24 protein-coding genes and 1 pseudogene are annotated in these 24,139 nt (G+C 73.6%); 11 read left to right on the top strand and 14 right to left on the bottom strand.

Annotated elements, in window-relative coordinates:
• The first annotated feature begins 68 nt into the window (after positions 1-68).
• From ACIGO6_RS25700 to ACIGO6_RS25690, 3 genes are all read left to right on the top strand, one after another.
• Positions 69-1,136, top strand: a complete 1,068-nt coding sequence (locus tag ACIGO6_RS25700) for a LacI family DNA-binding transcriptional regulator (RefSeq protein WP_399879902.1) — start codon at positions 69-71, stop codon at positions 1,134-1,136.
• A gap of 509 nt (positions 1,137-1,645) precedes the next feature.
• The gene (locus tag ACIGO6_RS25695) at positions 1,646-3,448 is read left to right on the top strand and encodes a thiamine pyrophosphate-requiring protein (protein WP_399879901.1); all 1,803 of its coding nucleotides are present in this window, start codon (positions 1,646-1,648) and stop codon (positions 3,446-3,448) included.
• A complete protein-coding gene (locus ACIGO6_RS25690; RefSeq protein ID WP_399879900.1) occupies positions 3,445-4,518 on the top strand; it encodes an SDR family oxidoreductase in 1,074 nt (357 codons plus the stop codon). The genes ACIGO6_RS25695 and ACIGO6_RS25690 overlap by 4 nt, the downstream gene beginning before the upstream one ends.
• A 27-nt stretch (positions 4,519-4,545) precedes the next feature.
• Here ACIGO6_RS25690 and ACIGO6_RS25685 read toward each other — a convergent pair whose 3' ends face one another.
• Complete coding sequence (locus tag ACIGO6_RS25685; RefSeq protein ID WP_399879899.1) at positions 4,546-5,355, bottom strand: ribonuclease BN; 810 nt, start codon at positions 5,353-5,355, stop codon at positions 4,546-4,548.
• Positions 5,356-5,554: 199 nt separating this feature from the next.
• On the opposite strand from ACIGO6_RS25685, the gene ACIGO6_RS25680 reads away from it, so the two are divergent.
• Positions 5,555-6,709 (top strand): enolase C-terminal domain-like protein, encoded by a 1,155-nt coding sequence (locus ACIGO6_RS25680; RefSeq protein ID WP_399879898.1) that lies wholly within the window; start codon positions 5,555-5,557, stop codon positions 6,707-6,709.
• A gap of 57 nt (positions 6,710-6,766) precedes the next feature.
• Here ACIGO6_RS25680 and ACIGO6_RS25675 read toward each other — a convergent pair whose 3' ends face one another.
• From ACIGO6_RS25675 to ACIGO6_RS25630, 10 genes and pseudogenes are all read right to left on the bottom strand, one after another.
• On the bottom strand, positions 6,767-7,168 hold the full coding sequence (locus ACIGO6_RS25675) for a hypothetical protein (RefSeq protein WP_399879897.1): 402 nt from the start codon (positions 7,166-7,168) through the stop codon (positions 6,767-6,769).
• Positions 7,169-7,262: 94 nt separating this feature from the next.
• Positions 7,263-8,486: a cytochrome P450 gene (locus tag ACIGO6_RS25670; RefSeq protein ID WP_399879895.1), complete on the bottom strand. Its 1,224-nt coding sequence runs from the start codon at positions 8,484-8,486 to the stop codon at positions 7,263-7,265.
• The gene (locus ACIGO6_RS25665; RefSeq protein ID WP_399879893.1) at positions 8,483-9,715 is read right to left on the bottom strand and encodes a cytochrome P450; all 1,233 of its coding nucleotides are present in this window, start codon (positions 9,713-9,715) and stop codon (positions 8,483-8,485) included. Before ACIGO6_RS25665 ends, ACIGO6_RS25670 begins: the two co-directional genes overlap by 4 nt.
• A complete protein-coding gene (locus ACIGO6_RS25660; protein WP_399879892.1) occupies positions 9,712-10,329 on the bottom strand; it encodes a GTP-binding protein in 618 nt (205 codons plus the stop codon). The genes ACIGO6_RS25665 and ACIGO6_RS25660 overlap by 4 nt, the downstream gene beginning before the upstream one ends.
• Positions 10,310-10,654: a DUF742 domain-containing protein gene (locus ACIGO6_RS25655; RefSeq protein WP_399879890.1), complete on the bottom strand. Its 345-nt coding sequence runs from the start codon at positions 10,652-10,654 to the stop codon at positions 10,310-10,312. The genes ACIGO6_RS25660 and ACIGO6_RS25655 overlap by 20 nt, the downstream gene beginning before the upstream one ends.
• On the bottom strand, positions 10,651-11,058 hold the full coding sequence (locus ACIGO6_RS25650; RefSeq protein WP_399879889.1) for a roadblock/LC7 domain-containing protein: 408 nt from the start codon (positions 11,056-11,058) through the stop codon (positions 10,651-10,653). Before ACIGO6_RS25650 ends, ACIGO6_RS25655 begins: the two co-directional genes overlap by 4 nt.
• Positions 11,055-12,833 carry an ATP-binding protein gene (locus ACIGO6_RS25645; RefSeq protein WP_399879887.1) on the bottom strand — a complete coding sequence of 593 codons (1,779 nt, stop codon included), beginning with the start codon at positions 12,831-12,833 and terminating at the stop codon, positions 11,055-11,057. The genes ACIGO6_RS25650 and ACIGO6_RS25645 overlap by 4 nt, the downstream gene beginning before the upstream one ends.
• Before the next feature lie 215 nt (positions 12,834-13,048).
• The gene (locus ACIGO6_RS25640) at positions 13,049-13,744 is read right to left on the bottom strand and encodes a GAF and ANTAR domain-containing protein (RefSeq protein WP_399879886.1); all 696 of its coding nucleotides are present in this window, start codon (positions 13,742-13,744) and stop codon (positions 13,049-13,051) included.
• Positions 13,745-13,842: 98 nt separating this feature from the next.
• Entirely contained in the window at positions 13,843-14,487 is a 645-nt protein-coding gene (locus ACIGO6_RS25635; RefSeq protein ID WP_399879884.1) for a response regulator, read from the bottom strand.
• Positions 14,484-15,694, bottom strand: a pseudogene (locus ACIGO6_RS25630) (sensor histidine kinase). The gene ACIGO6_RS25635 and the pseudogene ACIGO6_RS25630 overlap by 4 nt, the downstream one beginning before the upstream one ends.
• 195 nt (positions 15,695-15,889) lie before the next feature.
• Between ACIGO6_RS25630 and ACIGO6_RS25625 the strand changes: the two are divergent.
• Together ACIGO6_RS25625 and ACIGO6_RS25620 are read left to right on the top strand one after the other, a co-directional pair.
• Positions 15,890-16,978, top strand: coding sequence for an ABC transporter permease (locus ACIGO6_RS25625; protein WP_399879882.1), 1,089 nt, complete (start codon positions 15,890-15,892; stop codon positions 16,976-16,978).
• Positions 16,975-17,658 carry an ABC transporter ATP-binding protein gene (locus ACIGO6_RS25620; RefSeq protein WP_399879881.1) on the top strand — a complete coding sequence of 228 codons (684 nt, stop codon included), beginning with the start codon at positions 16,975-16,977 and terminating at the stop codon, positions 17,656-17,658. The genes ACIGO6_RS25625 and ACIGO6_RS25620 overlap by 4 nt, the downstream gene beginning before the upstream one ends.
• An 8-nt stretch (positions 17,659-17,666) precedes the next feature.
• Here the strand turns inward: ACIGO6_RS25620 and ACIGO6_RS25615 are convergent, their stop codons facing one another.
• A complete protein-coding gene (locus tag ACIGO6_RS25615) occupies positions 17,667-18,110 on the bottom strand; it encodes a hypothetical protein (protein WP_399879880.1) in 444 nt (147 codons plus the stop codon).
• Positions 18,111-18,258: 148 nt separating this feature from the next.
• On the opposite strand from ACIGO6_RS25615, the gene nsrR reads away from it, so the two are divergent.
• Together nsrR and ACIGO6_RS25605 are read left to right on the top strand one after the other, a co-directional pair.
• Positions 18,259-18,705: a nitric oxide-sensing transcriptional repressor NsrR gene (gene nsrR, locus ACIGO6_RS25610; RefSeq protein ID WP_399879878.1), complete on the top strand. Its 447-nt coding sequence runs from the start codon at positions 18,259-18,261 to the stop codon at positions 18,703-18,705.
• Between the two features lie 71 nt (positions 18,706-18,776).
• A complete protein-coding gene (locus ACIGO6_RS25605) occupies positions 18,777-19,973 on the top strand; it encodes a globin domain-containing protein (RefSeq protein WP_399879876.1) in 1,197 nt (398 codons plus the stop codon).
• Positions 19,974-20,042: 69 nt separating this feature from the next.
• Here ACIGO6_RS25605 and ACIGO6_RS25600 read toward each other — a convergent pair whose 3' ends face one another.
• Entirely contained in the window at positions 20,043-20,393 is a 351-nt protein-coding gene (locus ACIGO6_RS25600) for a hypothetical protein (RefSeq protein WP_399879874.1), read from the bottom strand.
• Between the two features lie 202 nt (positions 20,394-20,595).
• On the opposite strand from ACIGO6_RS25600, the gene ACIGO6_RS25595 reads away from it, so the two are divergent.
• On the top strand, positions 20,596-21,309 hold the full coding sequence (locus ACIGO6_RS25595) for an adenosylcobinamide amidohydrolase (protein WP_399879873.1): 714 nt from the start codon (positions 20,596-20,598) through the stop codon (positions 21,307-21,309).
• Positions 21,310-21,385: 76 nt separating this feature from the next.
• Here the strand turns inward: ACIGO6_RS25595 and snpA are convergent, their stop codons facing one another.
• Positions 21,386-22,069: a snapalysin gene (snpA, locus tag ACIGO6_RS25590; RefSeq protein ID WP_399879871.1), complete on the bottom strand. Its 684-nt coding sequence runs from the start codon at positions 22,067-22,069 to the stop codon at positions 21,386-21,388.
• 251 nt (positions 22,070-22,320) lie between these two features.
• On the opposite strand from snpA, the gene ACIGO6_RS25585 reads away from it, so the two are divergent.
• Positions 22,321-23,310: a LysR substrate-binding domain-containing protein gene (locus tag ACIGO6_RS25585; RefSeq protein ID WP_399879869.1), complete on the top strand. Its 990-nt coding sequence runs from the start codon at positions 22,321-22,323 to the stop codon at positions 23,308-23,310.
• Between the two features lie 109 nt (positions 23,311-23,419).
• A complete protein-coding gene (locus tag ACIGO6_RS25580) occupies positions 23,420-24,133 on the top strand; it encodes a PepSY domain-containing protein (RefSeq protein WP_399879868.1) in 714 nt (237 codons plus the stop codon).
• The last annotated feature ends 6 nt before the right edge of the window (positions 24,134-24,139 follow it).

Below are 24,139 nucleotides of genomic sequence, written 5' to 3'. Positions count from 1 at the left end.
CGAGGACGACGGTCAAGGGTCCTTCGGGAAACGGGACTCGACCAGTGCAGAGAGGTGGCGGACGGCAAGTGGACACGGCTGAGGAAGTCGCGGACGCCCGGGACGCGGGCACGCGACGCCGGCGGGGCGGCCGGGTGCCGACGGCGTCCATGGCGGACGTGGCCCGGCTGGCGGGGGTCTCCTCGCAGACCGTCTCCCGCGTCTCCAACGGGTACGCCGGAGTGACCGAGGAGACCCGGCAGCAGGTGCTGGCGGCGATGAAGGAGCTGGGCTACCGGCCCAACAGTGCGGCCAGGGCGTTGAAGCGCGGCGAGTTCCGCACCATCGGCGTCATCACCTTCTCGCTGGCCACCACGGGCAACGTGCGCACCCTGGAGGCCATCGCCACGTCCGCGGCGAGCGAGGGCTACGCGGTGACGCTGCTGCCGGTTGCCGTCCCCACCCAGGACGAGGTGCGGGGCGCGTTCTCCCGGCTGGAGGAGCTCGCCGTCGACGCGGTGATCGTCATCATGGAGGTCCACCTGCTGGACGCGGCGACCCTCAAACTGCCGCCCCACGTCCAGGTCGTCGTGGTCGACTCCGACGCCGGCGACCACTACACGGTCGTCGACACCGACCAGGCCGGCGGCACCCGTGCCGCCGTACGCCATCTGCTGGACCTCGGGCACGACACGGTGTGGCACCTGGGCGGGCCCGAGGGCTCCTTCGCCGCCCAGCGCCGCACCGACGCCTGGCGGCGCACCCTCACCGAGGCCGGCCGCACCCCGCCGCCCCTCACCCGGGGCGACTGGTCGGCGGAGTCCGGCTACCGGGCCGGCCTCGAACTCGCCGCCCGCAAGGAGTGCACGGCCGTGTTCGCGGCCAACGACCAGATGGCCCTCGGCCTGATGCGCGCCCTGCACGAGGCCGGCCGGCGCGTCCCCGAGGACGTCAGCGTCATCGGCTTCGACGACATCGCCGAGGCCGGCTCCTTCCTGCCGCCGCTGACCACCGTCCATCAGGACTTCGCCGAGGTGGGGCGGCTCTGCGTGCAGGCCGTGCTGCGCAAGATGCGCCAGGACGGCCCGGAGCGGGGCACGACGCTTGTGCCGACCCGGCTGGTGACCCGGGCGAGCACGGCGGCACCGCCCGGGTGACGGTACGGGTGCCCCGGGGCCCGGGGCCCGGGGCCCGGCGGACGCGGACCGGCCCGGTCGCGCGAAGAAGCCCGGACAGTACCCGGACGCGATCGCTGCGCCCGGTCGTGCCCGCGCCGCGGCGCAGCAGCCGCACCGGCCCCGGCGCCGGATCGCGCCGAGCGACCACGGCGGATGCGGCGGCCGAGGGCCCGGGCGGGTGACGTCGGCGGCGGTCGGGCGCCGGGGTGTGCCGGGGTGGCGACGGCCGGCCGGGGTGGCGTCGCGCCGTGGCTGTTCGCCGGTCGCGTGCGGGGGCGTGCCGGCGGGCCGCCCCCGTCGGGCGGCACCGCGTCGGCGGTCCGTCCGTGCCGGTGCCCGGGCGACCGGCGCCGGGCGGCGGGTGCCGGCGGGGCGGCTCGGGTCGGGTCTCGGGCGGCGGCCGGGTCAGTGGCAAGGCCGGTTTACGGGCGACGGGGCGGGCAACTCCACAAGCCGACCGACTGTCCGCACACGCCCGGGAGAGCCCCATGACCCAAGTCGCCGACTATGTGCTCCAGCGTCTGTCCGAGTGGGGCGTCCAGCGGGTGTACGGCTATCCGGGCGACGGCATCAACGGCCTGCTCGGCGCGTTCGACCGGGCCGACGGGGATCCGGAGTTCATCCAGGCGCGGCACGAGGAGATGGCCGCGTTCATGGCCTGCGGGCACGCCAAGTTCACCGGCGAGGTGGGGTGCTGCGTCGCCACGTCGGGGCCGGGCGCCGTGCACCTGCTCAACGGTCTGTACGACGCCAAGCTCGACCACCAGCCCGTGGTGGCGGTGGTGGGCCAGCAGAAGCGGCTGTCGCTGGGCGCCCACTACCAGCAGGAGATCGCCCTCGACCAGCTGTTCGCGGACGTGTCCGAGTACTGCCAGATGATCGTGCACCCGGGCCAGGCCCGGCACGTGATCGACCGCGCCTTCAAGACCGCGCTGACCACCCGTGGCGTCGCCACGATCATCATCCCCAACGATGTCCAGGAGGAGGAGGCCCAGCCCTCCCCGCCCAAGGAGCACGGCTCCGTCTTCTCCAGCGTGGGCTGGAGCCGCCCCCGGGTCCTGCCCGACCACGACGAACTCCGCAAGGCCGCCGACGTCCTCAACGCGGGCGGCAAGGTCGCCATGCTCGTCGGCCAGGGCGCGGCGAACGCCGAGGCCGAGGTGGCCGAGGTGGCCGAACTGCTCGGCGCCGGCGTCGCCAAGGCCCTGCTCGGCCGCCAGGTCCTGCCCGACGACCTGCCCTACGTCACCGGCCCCATCGGACTGCTGGGCAGCAAGGCCAGCGACAACATGATGCGGGGCTGCGACACCCTCCTCATGATCGGCAGCAGCTTCCCGTACTCGGAGTGGCTGCCCGACGAGGGACAGGCCCGGGGCGTCGAGATCGACATCGACGGCCGCATGATCGGCATCCGCTACCCGATGGACGCGCACCTCGTCGGCGACTCCCGGGAGACCCTGCGCGCCCTGATCCCCATGCTCCAGCGCAAGAAGGACCGCAGCTGGCGGGAGAAGATCGAGAAGGACGTCCGGGAGTGGCACGACCTGTGCGACCGCTGGGCGGGCGAGCACTTCGGGAAGACCATCAACCCCCAGTCCGTCGCGGCCGAGCTGTCGCCGCGGCTGCCGGACGACGTCATCCTGACGGCCGACTCCGGCTCGGGCACCAACTGGTGGGCACGCCACCTCATGCTGCGCGACGGCATGCAGGCCTCGCTCTCCGGCACCCTGGCCACGATGGGCCCGGGGACGCCGTACGCCATCGCGGCGCGGTTCGCGTATCCCGACCGGCCGGTGATCGCGTTCATCGGGGACGGCGCGTTCCAGATGAACGGCATGAACGAGATGATCACCGTCAAGCGCTATCTGGACCGCCTGTCCGGGCCGGCCCCGCTCGTCTTCTGCGTGTTCAACAACCAGGACCTCAACCAGGTCACCTGGGAGCAGCGCGCCATGTCCGGCGACCCCAAGTACCCCGGCTCCCAGGACATCCCCGACGTCCCCTACGCCGCCTACGCCGAACTCCTCGGCCTCAAGGGCATCGTCTGCGCCGACCCCAAGAAGGTCGGCTCCGCCTGGGACGAGGCGCTCGCCGCCGGCCGGCCCGTGGTCCTGGAGTTCAAGGTCGACGCGGAGATCGCGCCGATCCCGCCCCACATCATGAAGGACCAGGGCAAGAAGGCCATCAAGGCGGCGCTGCACGACCCGGAGCTCGCCGGGATCGCCACCAAGGGCGTACGCCAGAAGCTCACCGAGTACGCCGAGCACCTCCCCGGCCGGGGCAGGAAGTGAGCGCCGGGCGACGGACCCGGCGAGGCGGCGGGCCCCGCCGGGCGGACGGCACCGGCGTCGTGGTCGTCACCGGGGCGAGCGGCGGCGTCGGCCGGGCCACCGCCCGGGCCTTCGGCGCCCGCGGCTGCTCCGTCGCCCTGATCGCGCGCGGCGAGTACGCCCTGGAGCGGGCGGCCGACGAGGTCCGGGAGGCCGGCGGACGCGCGCTGCCCCTGGTGGTGGACGTCGCCGACCCGGAAGCGGTGGACGCGGCGGCCGCCCGGATCGAGGAGGAGCTCGGCCCGATCGACGTCTGGGTGAACGCCGCGTTCTCGACCGTCTTCGCACCCGTGCCGGAGATCGGGCCCGAGGAGCTGAGGCGGGCCACGGAGGTGACCTACTTCGGCTTCGTCCACGGCACCCAGGCCGCCCTGCGCCGCATGACGCCGCGCGATCGCGGCACCATCGTCCAGGTGGGGTCGGCGCTGGCCCGGCGCAGCGTCCCGCTCCAGGCGGTCTACTGCGGCGCCAAGCACGCCATCCAGGGGTTCACCGAATCCCTGCGCTGCGAGCTGCTGCACGACCGCAGCGGGGTGCGGGTGACCATGGTCCAGATGCCCGGGCTCAACACCCCCCAGTTCAGCTGGGTGCTCACCCGGCTGCCCCGGCACCCGCGCCCGGTGTCCCCCGTCTACCAGCCCGAGGTCGCCGCCGAGGCGGTCCTGTACGCCGCGGACCATCCCGAGCGGCGGGAGTACTGGGTCGGCGGCTCCACGGTCGCCACCCTGCTCGGCCAGAAGCTGGTCCCGGGGCTGCTGGACCGCTACCTGGGCCGCACCGGCTACGACGCGCAGCAGACGGACCGGCCCGTCGACCCCTCGCGGCCGGTCAACCTCTGGAAGCCACCGGACGACACCGCGCCGGCCGACTACGGCGCGCACGGCGTCTTCGACGACGAGGCACACCCGCGCAGTCTCCAGTTCTGGCTCTCCCGCCACCGCCGGCCCCTCGCGCTGGCCGCCGCGACCGGAGCGGTCGCCGCGGCGCTGGCCGACGGCGTGCGCCGACGCTCCCGCCGTCTGCCCGGGTGAGGCCGCCCGCGTGAGCGTGTCGTCCCCTCATTCCTGGTCCGTTTCCCGGTCGATGTGCCGCGTCCACCAGTGGTGCTCGCAGAACCAGTGCCCGACCATCGCACCGCCGAAGACGACGAACCCGACCCCGATCAGCCAGGACTCCACCACCAGCACGATGCCGACCGTGCCGTAACTGATCGCGTTGTCGAGGATGAGCGGTGTGAAGACCAGGTAGGAGAAGCCGCGCAGGCCGATCAGGCCCACCATGGTCGCGATCGCCCCCGGCAGCAGGTCCCGCCAGCGGATCTGGCTGCCCAGCAGGAAGTGCTGGGCCCACCAGAAGAACAGCATGCCCGTCGCCGTGGACAGCGCGATCCGCGCCGACCCGTGCAGAGCGGTCCTGGTCTGCACCTCCTGGTAGAGGTAGGCGGTCAGGGCGACCACCCAGGTCAGCTGGCGCCAGACGCGGTGCCACGGCCCGGAGGGCAGCCCCCAGATGCGCTCGTAACCGTTCTGCACGCTCGCCGCGAAGGACACGCCGAAGACGGCGAGGGCGATACCGCCCCACACACTCGTGGTGTTGATCACCTTGGTCGGCGGGGTGAAGATGTCGGTCAGCACATGGGCCGACCGGCCGGACAGCCCCATGCCGTCGGCCAGCCAGGCCGCGAAGCCGCCGGTGGCCAGTGGGTCGGCGGCGGCCACCACGATGAGCAGCGGGGCCAGGGTGACCAGGGCGAGGGTGGCGAAGCCCATGGCCCGGTGCATCAGCTCCAGGTCCCGGCCGCGCCGGACGAGCGCGGACGCGGCCAACCGGTCCCACACGCGGTGGAACGGCCGCCACAACCGGTTCACGGGTTCTCCCAGGACGTCCTTTCGATGGCGCGGACGCGGAACTGAGTGACCCGTGGGGCACCCGGACAAACGTCGCACCACCCGGACGGCCTGCGCATGGGCCGGGTGGCGCGGGGAACCGGGCACCGTGGAGGCGGGGCGTGCGGATGGGCACCACGCGCCCACCGACCGCTCGCCGGACGATCCGAGGGGGTACGCGATGAAGCCGGCCACCGGCCCGGACGCGCAGGCGCCGGGGGAGTGCACGGTCGACGCCCTCGACGTCCACGCCTTCGAGGTCCCCACCGACGGACCGGACGGCAGGGAACAGGACGGCACCCTGGAGTGGGACGCCACGACCCTGGTCCTCGTACGGGTGCACGCCGGCGGCAGGACCGGCCTCGGCTACACCTACGGGGACGTCTCGGTGGCGGCGTTCGTGCGCTCCGTGCTGGCGCCGGTGATCACGGGCCGGCCGGTCGCCGCGCCGCCCGCGCTGTGGGAACGGATGGGCGTCCGCATGCGCAACGCCGGCCGTCCCGGCGTCGGGGCCATGGCCCTGTCCGCCGTGGACGTGGCGCTGTGGGACCTCAAGGCGCGACTGCTGGGACTCCCGCTGGTCCACCTCCTCCCGGCCCACCACGACCGGGTACCGGTCTACGGCAGCGGCGGCTTCACCAACTACCCCCTGGACCGCCTCACCGACCAGCTCAGCGGATGGGTCGAGCAGGGCATCGACCGAGTGAAGCTGAAGACCTCGCGGGAACCGGAGGAGGATCCCCGGCGCCTGACCGCCGTGCGCCGGGCGGTCGGCGACGAGCCGGACGTGTTCGCCGACGCCAACGGGGCGCTCGGCCGCAAGGCGGCCCTGTACTGGGCGCACAGGTTCCACGCGGAGTGGGACGTGCGCTGGTTCGAGGAACCCGTCGCCTCCGCGGACCTGGGAGGACTGCGGATGCTGCGCGAGCGCGGACCGGCCCGCCTGGAGATCACCGCGGGGGAGTACGCCTTCACCGCCCAGGACTTCGTCAACCTCGTCGACGGCCCCGCCGTCGACTGCCTCCAGGCCGACGTCACCCGGTGCGGCGGCATCACCGGCGTGCTGGAGGTCACCGGGCTGTCGGCCGCGCACCACCTCGACCTGTCCGCGCACTGCGCCCCCGCGGTGTCCGCCCACGTCTTCTGTGCCGTACGGCGGCTGCGGCACCTGGAGTACTTCCACGACCACGTGCGCGTCGAGAACCTGCTCCTCGACGGCACCCTGTCCCCCGAGGGCGGCGCCCTGCGCCCCGACACCGGGCGGCCCGGACTCGGCCTGGAGGTCAAGTGGGCCGACGCGGAGCCGTACCGCGTGTACGGGACGCGCCCGTCCTGACCCCGGCCGGGGTCCCGGCTGGGGGCCGGGACTCACCCGGCCCCCAGCCACCGGGGCTCAGGGGTCGGTGCCCTGCTGCTCGCGCATGCGCGCGTTGTGCCAGGCGATCGCGGCGCGTATCTGCGGCGTCTGGAGGCCGGTCCGGCACCCGAGCTGGTCGAGGGAGAGCGTGGGCGGCCCCTTGGCCAGGGCCCGGGTGAGCTTCGCCGCCCACAGCTCCTCCTCGACGAAGGGCCGGTGCGCGTACCCGTCCTTGATCACGTCGAAGTGATCGTCGCAGCACGTGGTGATGAGCCGCAGCCCGTCGAACCACTCGTTGGTGGCGTGCGCCGCGGACGAGTCCGGCACATAGCCGCTCACGGCCTCGTCCTTCGGGAAGACCCTGGCACACAGGTCGCACAACTCCATGGGGACCGGCTTCGCGGTCCGACGGCCCTTCCTGTCCTTGCGCTTCCACATGGCCACTCCCGGGGGTTCGGCGTCCGGAATGCCGGAGTTACCCGCAGGGCGGGGAGCAAACGCCCCGCGGGTGAAGCGCCCCGGCCGGGCCTCGTTACGCCAGCCTGACCGGCAGCTCGAACAGGTCGTTCTGCGTGACCACCGGCTTGTTGCGCAGCTCCGACAGCGGCACCGCCAGGTCCAGGCGCGGGAAACGGGCGTAGAGCGCGGGCAGCGCCACGCCGGCCTCCAGACGGGACAGGGCCGCGCCGGGGCACACGTGCGGGCCGTGGCCGAAGGAGATGTGCCGGTTGGGCGAGGTGCGCGTGATGTCGAAGTCGCCCGCGGTCGGACCGTGCGCCCGCTCGTCCCGGCCCAGCGCGCCGTACGACACGATCAGCGCGTCCCCGGCGGGCAGCACCCTGTCGCCGACCGGGACGTCCTCGGTCGCGAATCGGATCAGGACGTGCGAGGTCGGCGTCGAGTAGCGCAGCGTCTCCTCGATCACCGCGGACCAGTCCGCCTCCCCGGACAGCACCAGCTCCCGCTGCTCGGGGTGCGCGGCGAGGTTGACCACGGAGTTGACGATCAGTGAGATCGTCGTCTCGTGCCCGGCGGCCACCATCAGCTGGAGCGTGGAGACGATCTCCTCGTCGCTCAGGCGGTCGCCGTCCTCGGAGGCCAGGATCAGCGCGCTGGTCAGGTCGTCCCCGGGCGCGGCGCGCTTGGCGGCGACCGTGTCGGCCATGATCGAGGCCAGTTCGGTGAGGGTCGCGACGACCTCCTCGGGCGGCGTCTGCGTCGAGAAGAACTTCTCGAACAGCACCTTCAGCCGCGGCAGTCGCGCCTCCTCGATCCCCATCAGGTCGGCGATGACGTACATGGGCAGCGGGTACGCGAAGGCCGACTTGAGGTCGACGACGCCGCCGTCCGCGGGCAGTTCGTCCAGCAGCCGGTCGGTGAGCTCGGTGATCCGCTTGCGCATGTGCTCCACCCGCCGCACCGTGAGCGCCTGCGCCACGAGCGTACGCAGCCGGCGGTGCTCGGCGCCGTCCACGGTGAGCATCGAGCGGCCGGGGTTGGCCAGCCCGATCAGCGGCCAGTCCGCGGGTATCTCGCCCCGCTGCCACGCCCCCCACACGTTGATGTCCTTGACCAGACGGGGGTCGGTGAGCAGGGCCTTGGCCTCCGCGTGGTGGGTGACCGCCCAGACGGGGACGCCGCCCGGCAGCTCCACGGCAGCGAGCGGTCCGGCCGCCCGCAGCCGGGCGCTCTCGCCGTCCAGGTCGGTGACGAACGGGTCCAGCGGGATCCGGGCTTCTTCGGTGCCGGTCGTCATGCTGACGCGCCTCCCAGGGCAGTGGTCGGGGTGAACCGCACGGGCAACTCGGTCAGCCCCCGCAGCCAGGGCGAGGGGCGACGGGTGAGGGACCCGGCGGGCACGGCCAGGTCGATGTCCGGCAGCCGGTCGAGGACGACCTCGATGCCGGTGCGCGCGACGACCTCGGCGACCTCCTGCGCGGGGAACGGGCAGCGGTGCTCGCCGTGGCCGAAGGAGAAGTGCGCGTTGTTGCCGCCGGTGAGCGCGGAGCCGTCGGTGCGGACCTGCGGGTCGGAGTTGGCGCCCTGCAGACCGAGCAGCACCAGATCGCCGGCGCGGATACGGCGCCCACCGAGCTGCGTGTCGCGCAGGGCCCAGCGGCCGGCCACGTTCTGCGTGGGCGTGTCCTCCCACAGCACCTCGTTCATGGCCTCGGCGACGCTGTTGCGGCCACCGAAGAGGGAGGCGGCGAAACGGTCGTCGGTGAGCATCAGGCGCAGCGAGTTGCCGATCCAGTCCGCCGTCGGCTGGTGGCCCGCGGCCATCATCACCATCAGGTCCTGGGCGACCTCCTCCTCGGTGAAGCCGCTGTCGTCGGCCAGCATCCGGGAGGCGACGTCGTCGGCGGGCGCCGCCTTCCGGTCGGCCAGCAGCCGTGCCATCGACGTGGCGAGGTGGGCCTGCCCGGCGATGGCCCGCTCCCTGCCGTCGATCATGTCGTTGAGGGCGGTGACCAGGGCCGGTCCCTGCTCGTCGGAGAAGCCGTACAGGCGGGCCAGCACGCGGACCGGCAGCAGCATGGCGTAGTCGCCGACGAGGTCGGCCTCGCCCTTGGCGCACAGCCGGTCGACGAGTTCGTCGGCGAACCGCTCGGCGTGGCCGCGCAGGACGTGCGGGTCGACGGCCTCCAGCGCGTTGCTGATCATCGCGGCGCGTTCGCGGTGCCGCTCGCCGACCGTGTAGAGGATCGACGGCTGCTTGCGGCCGATCATCGGCAGCAGCGGCCAGTCGTCCGGGATGTTCTCCCACTGGTTCCACAGGTCGGAGTCCCGGCTGAACAGCACGGGATCGCCGGTCACCTGGTGCAGTTCGCGGTAGCCGAGCACCAGCCAGGCCGGGATGCCCCCGTCCAGCAGCACCGGTGTGACGGCACCGTGCTCGCGCCGCATCTGCCGGTACAGCAGGGCGGGGTCGGTCTGGAAGCGGGGACCGCTGAGCGGCACCGCGTCGGTGGCGTCGGTGCTCACACGAACTCCTGTCGGGGCAGGGCGGCCCGCTCGGCGTAGTAGGACTGGAGATGCTCGACCAGCGCGATCAGGACCTGCTTGCTGGACTCGCGGGACCGTGCGTCGCAGGCGACCAGCGGCACCCGCGGATCCAGGTCGAGGGCGTCGCGCAGGGCCTCGGGGGAGTGCCGGGGCCCGCCGAAGTCGTTGCAGGCGACGATGAACGGCGTGCCGTGGTGCTCCAGGCGGTCGATGGCGTACCAGGAGTCGTCGATGCGCCGGGTGTCGACCAGGACCACCGCGCCGAGCGTGCCGGAGAACAGCCGGTCCCACAGGAACCAGAACCGCTCCTGGCCGGGCGCGCCGAACAGGTACAGCACGTTGTGCGCGTCGAGGCTGATGCGGCCGAAGTCGAAGGCGACGGTCGTCGCGGTCTTGCCGCGCACCTCGCTGATGTCGTCGACCGCCTCGCCGGCCTGCGTCATCGTCTCCTCGGTGTTGAGGGGACGTATCTCGCTGACCGAGCGGACCATGGTCGTCTTGCCGACGCCGAACCCGCCCACGACCACGATCTTCAGGCCGTTGTCGGCGGACGCACCCAGCGGGGTGCGGGCGTCAGAGGTTGCGGAGTCCAACGAGCACCTGCTCCAGGATGTCGGGATCGGGGAAGGCCGCCTTGGGGTGACGCGCGCTCACGCGGCCCGCGGCGTGCAGGTCGGAGAGCAGGATCTTCGTGATGCTCACCGGAAGCCGCAGCTCGGCGGCGATCTCCACCACGGCCGTCGGGGCCTCGGTCATCCTCAGGATCGCCGTGTGCTCCGACTGCATGCCGGGCGCCGGCTCGCACTCGGCGACCACGAGGGTGACCAGGTCGAAGGGGTTGTCGGGGCCCGACCGGCTGCGTCCCTGCGTGACGGTGTACAGGCGGTCGGGCGCGTCGTCCCTGCCCGGGCGGCTCATGACGTACGGGGCGGCGCGGTGAGGTGCTCGCCGAGCTGCTCGATGAGCTCGCTCATGTTGTGCCCGACGAGTCCGGCGTCCGCGTCCTCCGCGGTGACCACGGCGAGGTGCGCGCCCTGACCGGCCTCCACGATGAACAGGACGCCCCCGTAGAACTCGGTCATGGCCGAGCGCACCCCGCCGCTGCCGTCGCCGAACTCCACGGAGGCGCCGTGGGACAGCGACTGGATGCCGGCGGCGATCGCGGCGAGCTGGTCGGCCTGGTCGACGGAGAGCTCCGGGGTGCGGCACAGCTTGAGTCCGTCACGGGAGAGGACGAGCGCGTGCCGCGCGCCCGGCGTGCGCTCCAGGAGGCCCTCGATGAGCCAGGTGAGCTTCTCGTCGGCGGTGGTCGAGCCGGTCATGAAGTGGTGTCGCCTTCCGGGTGCGCGTGCGAGGAGGAGGGATGGTCGGGGGCCGTCTCGGCCGGTGCGGGAGCGGGTGCGGCGGGCTCCGTCTGTGGGGCACCGTCCCGCGAGGTGGCGGGGCCGGTGGCCCGTACGGCCTGGCGGAAGCTGCTGAAGCGGGCCGCGCGTGCCTTCGCGTCGTCGGGCGGGGCGGCGGGGCGCGGTTCGGCGGACCGGGCGGTGGCCCGGGCGCGTTCGGCCGCGGCGAGGGTGCGGCCACGACGGCGCTTGGGCAGTCCCGCACCCGGCTCGACGGACTCGGCCGACGGGTCCCGGTCGTGATCGGCGGGTGCGCCCGACACATCGCGCTCGTGGTTCCGGTCGCGGGCGGAGTATGCGGCCGACGGGTGCCGGTGGTGGTCGGTGGGTGCGCCCGACGCGTCCCGGTCGTGGTCCGTGGATGCCGCCGACGTGCCCGGCCCGCGGTCCGCGGACTCGTGGACGGGCAGCGGTTCGGGCTCCACGCCGGTGTGCCCGGCCGGCTCCGCGGCGGTCGGCGCGGTGGGGCGCGGCAGGGCGGCGGGGGCCGCGGGCAGGGGGCTCGTCACCGGACCGTCGGAGGCGGCGGCACCGCTCAGAATGTCCTGGGGGACGAGCATCAGCACCCCCGTACCGCCGCGCGCGGACGGCCGGAAGGACACCTTCAGCCCGTACTTGACCGACAGCCGGCCCACCACGGCGAGTCCCAGCCGGGTGCCGGTCAGGCCGCCCAGCCCGGCCAACTCGCCGGACACCGCCTGCTGGGCCCGGCGCAGCTGCACCTCGCCCATCACCAGCCCGCTGTCCTCCACGGACACGATGACGCCGGCCGGCACCTCCTCGACGTACACGTGGACCTCGGCGGTCGGCGGAGAGAAGTTCGCCGCGTTGTCGAGGAGTTCGGCCAGGGCGTGCATGACGCCCTCGGCGGCGTGCCCCGCGACCGCGGCGTCGCTGGCCGAGTGCACCCGCACCCGCTGGTAGCCGGCGATACGTCCCATGGCGCCGCGCAGAATGGACTCCATGCCGATGGGACGCGCCCAGCGACGCCCGGAGCGGGCCCCCGTGAGGACGGCGACGGAGTCCGCGAGCCGGCCCGCCTGCGCCGTGCGGTGGTCCAGATGGAGCAGGTCGGTCAGGACGTCCTCGTCGCCGTGCCGTTCCTCCATGGCGCGCAGGTCGGCGAGCATCCCGGTGGCCAGCGCCTGCATCCGGCCGGCCGCGTTGGCGGTCGCGGAGATCGCGGCGGCACGCTCACCGGTCGCCTTTTCCAGCCGCTCCCGCAGCCGGGCCGTCTCCGCGGTGAGCCGGGCGACCTCCTGGGCCCGCTGCTCGGCGAGCCGTATCCGCTCCTGCTCGAAACCGCCCGCGAGGTGTTCGCGCTCCCGGCCGAAGTCCGCCACGAGGCGCGCGCGTTCACGCTCCGCCTCCGCCCGCAGGCGCTCCTGGTCCGCTCTCGCCCGCTCGGCCAGCCGCGCCCGTTCCTGGGCGAGTCCGTCCGCGTCCGCGCGGGCGGCGTCCAGCAGTCGGCGGGTGTCCCGTTCCCTGCGGACGGCGTGCACGGCCGCGGTCACGGCCACGCAGAGCAGGATCGCCGCGGCGCTCGCGCCCAGGGTGAGCGGAACACGTACCGAGGACGGTGCCGCGGCGGCGGCGCCGCCCACGACGAGCGCCGAGACCACCGCGCAGGGCAGGGTCACGGCCGCGAGGGTTCGGGGGGCGGGGCGGTCGCCGGGGCGGGCGGGCGCGGTCATCAATGGGTCCTCGCCAGGCCGCCGGAGCGGCCCTCGTGTCGTCCTTCGGGGCGCGGGTGTGCCGAGAACTTCTCACCCGTCGCGCAACTGGCGATCACTATACGAGAGTTCGTGATCGGAACGAGAAGGTTCTCGTTCATCGCTGGGCGCAGGGTTTCACAGTTCGTGCGTCGGTCCTGCCGTTCGCCCCGGGCGCCCACCGCGCCGACCCGAGGTCACCGCGGAAGGCCGCCCTGCTCGCAGACCCGGCGGGCGAGGTCACGGAGCTTCACATTGCGGTCCTGCGAGTACCGGCGCAGCGCGGCGAAGGCCTGTTCCTCGGTGAGGTCGTGCCGGCCCATGAGGATGCCCATGGCCTCGCCGATGGTGTGCCGGGTGCCGATGGCCTCCTGCAGCTGGGCGTGTGTACGGGCGCTGGAGAAGGCGACCGCGGCATGGGAGGCCAGCAGCCAGCCGGCCGTCTCGCTGGCCTCGGTGAACGCACCGGGCCGATGGGAGTAGAGGTTCAGTGCACCGAGGTCCTCGTCCTCCGTGAACAGCAGGAACCCCATCATGCTGCCCAGGTTCAGCCTGCGGGCCTCGGGGACGTACTTGGGCCAGCGCCGTGCCTGGTCGGTGAAGTCGGCGATGCGGAACTGCCGCTGCCCCTCGGAGCTGCGCGCGGCGTCGAAGCACGGGCCCTCCCCGACGCGTCCCTGGAGTTCGTCGCTGGCGACGACCACCTGGTCGGTGGGGGCCAGCGACTGCACCCGGTTGCCGCGCAGGATGAGGATGCCGGCGGCGTCACAGCCCTCCACCAGCTCCGTGGCCGCACCGGTGATCCGCTCCAGCGTGTCGTTCACCGAATCCTGGGCCAGCAGATCGCGCGCCAAGGAGGCCATCTGCTGGGCGAACCGACGCCAGTCCTCCATACCGCACCTCTCCTCAGCCTCCGCGCTCCTTGGAGGAGTGCCCAGAGACGACGGCCGCAACAACACCGGTCGCACCAACGGGGGAGGAACCGGACCGTTCAGCGCCGGATCAGACCGAGGCCCGTGGCGGTGGCGACCGCGGCAGTGCGGGAGTCCACGCCCAGTTTGGCGTAGACGCGGGCCAGATGGGACTTGACCGTGCCCTCGGTCAGATGAAGCCGCTCGGCGATGTGCTGGTTGGACAGGCCCTCGGCGACCAGAGCGAGGACCTCCGTCTCGCGGCGGGTCAGCGAGGTGTGCGGCTCGCGCAGGCGGGTCATCAGCCGGTCCGCGACCGTCGGCGCGAGCGCGGTCCGGCCCGCCGCGGCGGTGCGCACGGCGGCGGAGAGCTCCTCGGGCGGCGCGTCCTTGAGGAGATACCCGGTGGCACCGGCCTCGATGGCCGGCAGCGTGTCGGCGTCGGTGTCGTACGTCGTGACGATCAGGACGCGCGGGGCCCCCGGCCGCGCCGTGATGGCGGCCGTGGCCTCCGCGCCGTTCATGCCCCGGCCGAACTGCAGGTCCATCAGGACGACGTCGATGTCGCCCCGGCCCGCCCGGGCGACGGCCTCCTCGGCGGTCGCGGCCTCGGCGGCCACGGTGATGCCCACCTCTGTCTCCAGCACCGCGCGCAGTCCCGCGCGGACGACCGGGTGGTCGTCGGCGAGCAGCAGACGGATCGGGGTGGGCGCGGTCTCGGTCACGGCTGGGCCTCGGGGTCGTCGGGGACGGACATGGGGACGAGGGGGAGGCGGGCGGTCAGCGCGGTGCCCCGTCCCGGGGCGGACTCCACGGTGAGCGTGCCGTCCAGGGCGTGCATGCGGGCCCGCATCGCGGCCAGCCCGAAGCCGGCGCCCTCTGGTCCGGGGGCGGGCACGGCGGCGGGATCGAAACCCACCCGTCGTCGGTGACGCCGAGGGCGACGGCGTCGTCGAGATAGCTCAGGGTCACCTCGGCGCCACCGGCGCGCGCGTGTCCGACCGTGTTGGCCAGTGCGGACTGGGCGACGCGCAGCAGGGCGACCTCCTGTGCCGTGGCAAGCGGGCGGGGACGGCCGGCGAGGCGGAAGCGGACGGTGAGCCGGTGCCGCTCGCCGGTGGTGGCGCACAGCCGGTCCAGCGCGTCGGCGAGGGTGGTGTCGTCCAGGGCCGGGGGCGAGAGGGCGGCGACGAACCGGCGCGCCTCGGCGAGGTTGTCCACCGCGGCCCGCCGGGCCTGGTCCACGTAGGTGGTCGCGGGCTCCGGACGGTCGGGCAGGGCCCGCTCGGCGGCCCGCAGCAGCAGCTGGATGCTGGACAGCCCCTGGGCGAGGGTGTCGTGGATCTCCCGGGCGAGGCGCTGGCGTTCCTCGAGGACCCCCGCGGCCCGCTGGGCCTCGGCCAGGTCGGCCCGGGTGGCGGTGAGCTCCTCGATGAGCCGGCGACGCTGCTCGCTCTCGCGGTACAGGGTCTGGTAGGCCCACACCACCGCCACGGCGACGGCGGCTCCGAGCGCCGGGCCGATCACCGTGGCCGCGGTGAAGGTGCCCTGGTGGGCGGCGAACGCGGTGATCGCGGCGACCGCCGTGACGATCACCGCCGTCAGTCCGGCGCGGCGGGAGAGCAGATGGAGCTGGACGAAGTACAGCGGGAACGCGAGCCACACCCCCTCGGCCGACAGGGCCAGCAGCACGACCCACACCGCGCCGACCGCGCCCAGCCACAGCACGGCCGCGCGACGGGAGGCGCGGACGGCGGGCAGCGCGGGGCCCACGGCGTACACCGCGCCCATGCCGGCGGCCACGGCGATCACCGCCGGCGCGTGCGGCCGGTCGTCCGTCACCGCCCGCACCGCCGCGAGGGCGAGCAGGCCGGCCACGAGCAGATGCAGGCACCAGGCCAGGGCCCGGGTGGTCGGAGTCAGCGCGTTCACGATCACTCCAGCCTACGGACCGTGCCCGGGCCGGGCATCTGCCGAAAGATGCAAGTCCGACCGCACCCTTCGGCCCTGGAAGTCCCCGCCCAGGGGCGATGCCCACGAGGCCCCCGAGCGCCCACCGTTGTCCTGTCGTCGACGTTGTCGAGGACATTCAGTCGAGGTTGTTCACACGAAAGGCCGGGCGAGGACGTGTTTGTCGCCTTGAGAGATCTGACGTTCGCCAAGGGGCGCTTCGCCCTGATGGGCAGCGTCGTCGTACTGATCACCCTGCTCGTCGGGCTGCTGTCCGGTCTGACCGCCGGCCTGGCCCGGGAGAACGTCTCCGCCGTCACGTCCCTGCCCGCCGACCGCATCGCCTTCGCCGCGCCGAGCGGCGGTCAGGACCTGTCGTACGCGAACTCCACCGTCACCGAGGCGCAGTGGCGCCAGTGGGCGAAGGCACCCGGCGTCCGCGCTGCCGAGCCCCTGGGCATCACCACCACCAGGGCCACCGCGGGTGACCGGAGCACGGGGGTGTCCGTGTTCGGCGTCGCCCCCGGCTCGCGCCTGGCGCCCGGCGACGCCCGCATCGACGACCGTACGGCGTCGATGCCGCCCGCGGCGGCCGGTGAACTCGGCGTGCGCGCGGGCGACACCGTCACCCTCGCCGGCCGGCCGCTGACCGTCGCCGTCACCGACCGTGACCTCTCCTTCAGCCACACCCCCGTGGTGTGGACGAGCCTGCGCACCTGGCAGGCCCTCGCCCCACCCACCGCGGGCACCGACGGGCCCGCCGCGACGGTGATCGCCCTGGACACCTCCTCCGGCGCCGACCTCGCGGCGACGGACCGGGCGGCGGGCACCGAGACCGTGACGCGGGACGCATCGCTCTCCGCGATCGGCTCCTACACCTCCGAGAACGGCTCGCTGCAACTGATGCGCGGCTTCCTGTTCGCCATCTCCGCCCTGGTCGTCGGCGCCTTCTTCACCGTGTGGACGATCCAGCGCAGCGGCGACATCGCCGTGCTGAAGGCCCTGGGCGCCACCACCGCCGGGCTGCTGCGCGACGCGCTCGGCCAGGCCGTCGTCCTGCTGGCCGGCGGCACCCTCGTCGGTACGGCCGCCGCCGCCGCGATCGGTGCCGCGGTGTCCGGCTCGGCCGTCCCCTTCGTTCTCACTCCCGCCACCGTCCTGGCCCCGGCCGCCGTGATGGTCCTGCTCGGTGGGCTCGGCGCGGGCCTCGCCGTCCGCCGTATCACCTCCGTCGACCCGTTGACCGCCCTGGGGAGCGCCCGATGAGCCTGCGTCTGACCGACATCACCCTGACCTACCCCGACGGCGACGGCCGTCTGACCGCCCTCGACCGGGTCACCCTGGATGCCCCGCGCGGCACGCTCACCGCCGTCATCGGGCCCTCCGGCTCGGGCAAGTCCAGCCTGCTCGCCGTCGCCGCCACCCTCATCACCCCCGACGCCGGCACCGTCACCGTCGACGGCACCGACACCACCGGGATGAGCCGGGGGGACCTGGCCGACCTGCGCCGGCACCGGATCGGCATCGTCTTCCAGCAGGCCAACCTCCTGCCGTCACTGACCGCGGCCGAGCAGCTCCAGGTGATGGCCCACATCGACGGACGCAGGCCGCGCGCCGCCCGGGGCCGGGCGCTGGAGCTCCTCGACGCCGTCGGGATGGCGGACCGGGCCGGCCGCCGCCCCCACCAGCTCTCCGGCGGTCAGCGCCAGCGCGTCAACATCGCCCGGGCCCTGATGAACGACCCCGGTGTGCTGCTCGTCGACGAACCCACCAGCGCCCTCGACCACGAGCGGGGCGCCGCGGTCGTCGGCCTCCTCACCCGCCTCACCCGGGAGCGGGCTACCGCCACCGTGCTGGTCACCCACGACCACGCCCATCTGGCCGCGGCCGACCGGGTCGCCGAGGTGCACGACGGACGCCTGCGCCGGCCCGCACCGGCCCGCTGACCCCGGTGTCAGCCGCCGTCCGGCCGGAGCCGGTCGGCGGCTTCGGGCGGCTGGATCCGCATGCCGGGGCGGCGCCGGTGCACCGTCAGGTACGTCACCCCGTCCGGGCCGGCCAGGACGCCGCGCGTCGAGCCGTGGGGCAGCCAGGTCAGGACGCCCGTGCCCAGGGGACGCTCGCCGTCGGTGCACAGGAGGGTGGCCGCGCCGTCGAGGACGAGCAGCAGGACGTCGAGGTCCGGTTCGGTGTGGGTGCCGACCCGTCCCGCCGCGGGGATGCGGACGACGTTGGCGTCGAGCTGCCGCCCCGGCTCCGCGAGCTTCCACAGGGCGCCGGCCGCCGCGTCGCCGCCGGGCGGCAGGAGCGCCGCGGTGTCGCACAGGACCCGGGGGAGAGGAGGCTCCGCCGACGGACCCGCCGCCGGGAGGAAGGAACCGCTGTCTTCCGCTGCCATCCGCCTGTCACCGTCCGAAGTGCTCGACTGCGCCGACGCACCGCCCTGGTGGGCGGCCGACCCCGGCCCTGGCCGTCGTGACGCATCGCACAGGCCCACCGCCGAAGTAAAGGCGAATCTAGCATGCGTATTTGATAGCGTCCTGGACGTGAGGCTGACGAAGTTCACCGACCTGGCGCTGCGTTCCGTCATGCGCCTGGCGGTCCTGGGGGACGGTGACGACCTGCCGGTCACCCGCGAAGTGGCCGAGGTCGTGGGGGTGCCGTACACACACGCGGCGAAGGCCATCACACGGCTGCAGCACCTCGGCGTGGTGGAGGCGCGGCGCGGTCGCGGCGGCGGTCTGACGCTCACCGATCTGGGCCGGCGCGCCTCGGTCGGCTGGCTGGTGCGCGAACTGGAGGGCGACGGCGAGGTGGTGGCCTGCGAGGGCGACTCGCCGTGCCCGCTGCGCGGGGCCTGCCGGCTGCGCGGCGCGCTGCGTGACGCCCAGGAGGCGTTCTACGCGGCGCTCGACCCGCTGACCGTGGCCGACCTCGTCGCCTCGCCGACCGGCCCGGTCCTGATCGGTCTGACGGACCGCCCCTCCGCCTGACGGACGGGTGGCCGCCGGGCGCCGGCCTGTGACGTAAAACACGAATCTCATCTACCAATTAAGGAGTCGCCGTGCTCTCCGAACAGTCCGTCCCCGTGGTCCGGGCCACCCTTCCGGCGGTAGGAGCGGCCATCGGTGACATCACCGAGCTGTTCTACCGGAAGCTGTTCGACGCCCACCCCGAACTGCTGCGGGACCTGTTCAACCGCGGGAACCAGGCCAACGGAGAGCAGCAGCGGGCCCTGGCGGGCTCCATCGCCGCGTTCGCCGGCATGCTGCTGGAGCGCCCCGACGCCCGGCCGGACGCGATGCTGTCCAGGATCGCGCACAAGCACGCCTCCCTCGGCATCACGTCCGACCAGTACAAGATCGTCCACCGCCATCTGTTCGCCGCGATCGCGGAGGTGCTCGGCGACGCCGTCACCCCCGAGGTCGCCGCGGCCTGGGACGAGGTCTACTGGCTGATGGCCAACGCCCTCGTGGCCGTCGAGGCCCGCCTCTACCAGGAGGCGCAGGTCACCGAGGGCGAGGTCTGGCGCCCCATGGAGGTGGTCGAGCGGCGCGAGGAGAGCCCCGACGCGGTCTCCTTCGTCCTGCGGCCGGCCGACGACCGCCCCGCGCAGCCGTTCCGTCCGGGCCAGTACGTCAGCGTCCAGTCCCAACTGCCGGACGGCTCCCGGCAGATCCGCCAGTACAGCCTGTCCGCCGCGCCCGGCCGGTCCGACCTGCGCATCACCGTCAAGCGCGTCCAGGGCGACGGGCAGCCGGACGGCGAGGTCTCTTCCTGGCTCCACGCCAACACGCGCGTGGGTGACGTGCTCACCGTGTCCGCCCCCTTCGGCGACCTGGCCCTGGCCGAGGACGACGGCCCGCTGCTGCTGGCCTCCGCCGGAATCGGCGTCACCCCCATGCTGGCCATGCTGGACCACCTGGCCGCCACCGGGGCCGACCGCCCCGTGACCGTCGTCCACGCCGACCGCGCCCCCGCCGACCACGCGCACCGGCAGGAGCAGCTCGACCTGATACGCGCGCTCCCGGACGCCCGGCTCCACCTCTGGTACGAGGAGCCCGGTGACGCCGCACCCGAGGCATCGGCCGGCCGCGTCGACCTCGACGGCCTCGAACTGCCCGAGGGGCTCACGGTCTACCTGTGCGGCCCGGTCCCGTTCATGCGCGCCGTCCGCGGCGAACTGCTGCGCCGCGGCGTGCCCGCGGACGCCATCCACTACGAGGTCTTCGGCCCCGACCTCTGGCTCGGCCGGCAGTGACGGGCGGCGGTCACGCGCTGCGCCGGCACGGCGCGTGACCGCCGGGTTCCCGTACGCCCGTCACGCCCGTTAGACCGCCGCGGTGAACGCGGTGGCGATGGCGGTGTCGACGCGGGCGTGTACGACCAGGCGCGGTCCCGAGGAGTCGGCGTTGTTCTCCAGCAGCCGCCGGACCGGCGCGCTGTGGGTCACGACGGACATCAGGACCCCGAGCCGGCCGCACCACTGGTGGGCTCTGAGTACGGCACTGACCGCGGCGTGCCCGGCGGCCTGATCGGCGAGAACGATGACGACGGGGGTCGGCTGGTGGGCGTCGACCAGGTTGGTGATGTGCGTGGTCAGCGTGGCTCGCCCGGCGATTCCCGGGTCCTCGTCCACGGTGATGACCAGGACCCCATGCTCCAGGGTGTGGGACAGCATTGCGGCCTCCGATCCGACGCCTGGTGGCGAAGTTGAGTTCAGTGAAAGGGCCCGGGGCCGGGTCCGCAATGCGCTGCTGCCGTCCGAGGAGCAGGGGAGCAGGGGAGTCGGGGAGCCGAGGCCGCGCGGGCCGGATGCGGCGAGCACCGAGCTGAGTACGATCATCCGGTCCGTCCCCCGAACCCCGCGAGGAGCCCGACCGGTGCCCGCCCTCCTGCCACCGCCCCGTACCGGGCCGGGCCTGCTGAACCCCGAGCGCCTGACGCGGACGGAGGACGGGGAACGGCTGCACGCGCTGTTGTGGCGCCCCGGCCCGGGCTGGCGGATGGCCAGCAGCGCCGTGCTGGGCGGCGGGATCGCCGAGCGCGCATGGGTGCTCAACGCCCAGGTGGGCCACGGCTACCGGCGCACCGACCCCGCTCGGCACCTGACCGACCTCGCCCTCGCCGCCGGCGCCCGGGGGTCCGGCGTGGGCCTGATGACGGCCGCCGACGTGTCCGCCGCCGGCCGTGCACGGGACGGCGGCGCGGAAGCCGTGGTGACCGCCGGCGTCTCGGTACGAGGGTGGGCGGCCTCGTCGCAGGAAGGCACCCCGGGGACCGCCGTACCGGGGACGATCAACATCGTCGTCGCACTGCCGGTGGCACTGAGCGACGCCGCCCTGGTCAACGCGGTGATGACGGCGACCGAGGCCAAGGTGCAGGCCCTGCTGGACTCGGGCCTCGACTGCTCCGGCACGCCCACCGACGCCGTGTGCGTCGCCGCCCGCGCCCCGCGGCCCGGAGCGGAGGTGCACTCCTTCGCCGGCCCCCGTTCCGAGTGGGGCGCCCGGCTGGCCAGGGCCGTCCACCGCGCCGTGCTCGCCGCCCTGCCGGAACACTCGCAGGCGGTCCGGAACACCCGCCCCGGGCCGTGAGCCGGGTCTTCGGGCACGCGGACGTGCGCGGGAACGGCCCGACCGGGCCCTTCCCGCGCACGTCCGTCTCAGGCGCTCAGCGCTGGGAGGTCTTCTGCAGCGCCTTGTCGAGGGCGGCCTGGAAGCCGTAGGCCCACAACTGGTTCACCCGGCTGCGCTCGTTGGCGTTCGGGTAGGCGTTGGTGCAGGACGGGCCGGGGCCGCCGCCCGACATCAGCTCGCTGCACGGGCCGGAGTAGTGGTCGGGCAGTCCGAGCACGTGCCCGGTCTCGTGGGCGGTCACGCGGGTCGAGTCGTACTGCTGGTTCTGCCGGTAGTCGAGGAAGATGTAGCCGTTGCCGTGCCCGTCCGTGGAGGCGTACGAGCCGCGCGAGTCGTTGCCCTCGTAGTACGCGAAGTCCGCACCGGAACTTCTCTCCTGGAGGCGCACGTTGGTCACGGAGCTGTTCCAGATCGAGGTGGAGCGGGATATCTGCGAGCGGAAGCTGGGTGCGTTGGTGGCGCTGTAGTAGACGGTGACCGCAGCCGTCGAGGTCGGGTTGGCGGCGCGCTTCTCGGCGACGGACCTGATGACCGCCTCGAAGAACGCCCGGTTGTTCCGGGCGTCTTCGCCGGAACCGGCCGACGCCTCGTAGCCGACGGTGGCGGCCCGGTCCGGGGCCTGGGGCGCGGTGACCGTCGCGGCGGGACCGGTGCCGAGCACGGCCGCCGTCAGGCCGAGACCGACCGCCGTGGACAGCAGGGGCAGACTGACACGCATCGATGACTCCTTGTGTGGGGGAGTGGGGAGAGAAGTCGTCACCGGTGAGTGTGGAGCGCCCATGAGCCCGCTGTGATGATGGCAGCAGGCGATAGGACGGGGCTATCACCTCGGACCGGCCGGCATCGGGAGGCCCCCGGGCGGACCCGGGCGGCCCGGGAGATCAGCTTCGACCGGAGTGCAGAACTCGCCCTGATCCGCCGCGTTTTGTTCACCTGGCGCAACCAACTGTTCCGCTCTACGCTCCCTGCATGGAGCTCGAGGTGAGGCACCTCCGCGCACTGTGCGCCATCGCCGACGCCGGCAGCCTGCACCGGGCGGCACGTCAACTCGGCGTCACCCAGCCCACGTTGAGCACCCAGTTGAGCCGCATCGAACAGGCCCTGGGCGGCCCCCTGTTCACCCGGGAACGCACCGGCTGCCGCCCCACCCCGCTCGGCCGGACGGTCCTCGGCCGGGCCCGTCCGCTGCTGGCCGACATGCACACCCTGGTCCGCGAGGCCCGCGCCGCCGCGGCCGGCGGCGACAGCAGACTGCGCGTCGGCTCCACGGCCAGCCGCGCCCTGGCCGGCTGGCTGCGCCGGCTCAGACAGCCGGGGCTCGAACCGACGCTCCAGATGGACGTCTCCGCCAACGCACTGCTGCGCCGGGTCACCGACGGGCAGCTCGACGTGGCCTTCGTGCACGAGGTCGAGGGCTGTCCGCTGCGCGTTCCCGAGGGACTGAGGCTGCGGGTCCTCGTCGAGCGCGAGCCCCAGTTCGTCATGCTGCCCGCCGACCATCCGGCGGCCGCCCGCTCCGCCGTCCGCCTCGCCGACCTGGCCGACGACCGCTGGATGGTCGACCCCACCGTCGACGGCGAGTGGGACGGCGTGCACCGCATGCTGCGCGCGGTCGGCCTCAACCCCCGTGTCCTGCACGGCGACTACCACACCGCCGCGTCCCTCGTCGCCACCGGCGAGGTCGTGACCGTCTGCCAGCCCAGCTCCCAGTCGCGCCCCGACATGGCGGTGCGACGCCTGTACGGCGACCCGCTCGGCGTACGCCTGCTGCTGGCCGCGCGCACCCGGGCGGAGCTGGACGCCGTCTACCCGGCGCTGGAGGAGGCGTACTGGGAGGTGGCCCGCCAGTCCACCGCGTACCGGGAGTGGCTGGAACGCACCGGGCCCCACCCCGTCGGCCCGTGTCCCCCCGGGACCGTCACGGCGGCCGACCGGGCGGCGTTCGCACCGGTCCGCTGAGCGGGTCGGCCATTGGGGTGGTTCTCCCCCCGCACCCGGTATGGCGTCGGCTCGTACGGTTACCGAGAGGTGTATGAGCTCTGTGCGACGTCTTCCGCCTCTTCGTTCGATGGCCGTCATCTGTGCCCTGGGCGGCTCCGCCCTCCTGATGACCGGCTGCACGAACGCCGACACGACCCGTTCCAGTGTCGCCGAGGCGGCTCAGACCACTCCCCCTGCCGACACGGCATCCCCGACCAACACCACCACCACCTCCCCGTCTCCTTCGGAGACCCTGACCGACGACCAGGCCGAGCGCGAGGCCCTGGTTCCGAAGGCGAAGGTCACCTGGGACAAGGCGGCCGACACCGCCGTCAAGGAGGTCCCCGAGGGCAAACTCGTCGAACTCGAACTGAAGCCCACGTCCGCCGAGGCGACCTCGTCGACCGGCTCGCCCAGCCCCAGCATGCCGAACCCGGCACCCAGCCAGGGCGCCCCGGAGTGGGAGGCCAAGGTCGCCGCCCCCGACGGCACGATGCACCGGATCGACGTCGACGCGGTCTCCGGCAAGGTCTTCCGCACCCAGGCAGAGGACCAGGACGCGGACGACAAGCAGGAGGCCGCCGACATGCTGAAGAAGGCGACCCAGACGCCGGAGCAGGCCGTGAAGGTGGCCACCGACAAGACCAAGGGCACCGTCACCGGCATCGAGCTGGACGAGAACGACGACCAGCAGATCCTGTGGTCCGTCGACGTGGTGTCGACCGACACCTGGGACAAGACGACGCTGGACGTCGACGCGACGAACGGCAAGATCCTGCGCGAGCACGTGGACCGCGACTGAGCGCGC

Origin of the sequence: Streptomyces sp. NPDC053750, assembly GCF_044544295.1 — a bacterium.
Taxonomy (GTDB): domain Bacteria; phylum Actinomycetota; class Actinomycetes; order Streptomycetales; family Streptomycetaceae; genus Streptomyces.
Note: the sequence above shows the minus strand (reverse complement) of the source record. Positions and strands in the feature narration are given on the sequence as shown.

Coding starts and splice junctions, on each gene's coding strand:
- ACIGO6_RS25680 (WP_399879898.1), top strand. CDS start 5,555: ATGAAGCCGGCCACCGGCCCGGACGCGCAGGCGCCGGGGGAGTGCACG.
- ACIGO6_RS25670 (WP_399879895.1), bottom strand. CDS start 8,486: ATGACGACCGGCACCGAAGAAGCCCGGATCCCGCTGGACCCGTTCGTC.
- ACIGO6_RS25675 (WP_399879897.1), bottom strand. CDS start 7,168: ATGTGGAAGCGCAAGGACAGGAAGGGCCGTCGGACCGCGAAGCCGGTC.
- snpA (WP_399879871.1), bottom strand. CDS start 22,069: ATGCGTGTCAGTCTGCCCCTGCTGTCCACGGCGGTCGGTCTCGGCCTG.
- ACIGO6_RS25585 (WP_399879869.1), top strand. CDS start 22,321: ATGGAGCTCGAGGTGAGGCACCTCCGCGCACTGTGCGCCATCGCCGAC.
- ACIGO6_RS25655 (WP_399879890.1), bottom strand. CDS start 10,654: ATGAGCCGCCCGGGCAGGGACGACGCGCCCGACCGCCTGTACACCGTC.
- ACIGO6_RS25580 (WP_399879868.1), top strand. CDS start 23,420: ATGGCCGTCATCTGTGCCCTGGGCGGCTCCGCCCTCCTGATGACCGGC.
- ACIGO6_RS25650 (WP_399879889.1), bottom strand. CDS start 11,058: ATGACCGGCTCGACCACCGCCGACGAGAAGCTCACCTGGCTCATCGAG.
- ACIGO6_RS25615 (WP_399879880.1), bottom strand. CDS start 18,110: ATGGCAGCGGAAGACAGCGGTTCCTTCCTCCCGGCGGCGGGTCCGTCG.
- ACIGO6_RS25640 (WP_399879886.1), bottom strand. CDS start 13,744: ATGGAGGACTGGCGTCGGTTCGCCCAGCAGATGGCCTCCTTGGCGCGC.
- ACIGO6_RS25645 (WP_399879887.1), bottom strand. CDS start 12,833: ATGACCGCGCCCGCCCGCCCCGGCGACCGCCCCGCCCCCCGAACCCTC.
- ACIGO6_RS25695 (WP_399879901.1), top strand. CDS start 1,646: ATGACCCAAGTCGCCGACTATGTGCTCCAGCGTCTGTCCGAGTGGGGC.
- ACIGO6_RS25620 (WP_399879881.1), top strand. CDS start 16,975: ATGAGCCTGCGTCTGACCGACATCACCCTGACCTACCCCGACGGCGAC.
- ACIGO6_RS25600 (WP_399879874.1), bottom strand. CDS start 20,393: ATGCTGTCCCACACCCTGGAGCATGGGGTCCTGGTCATCACCGTGGAC.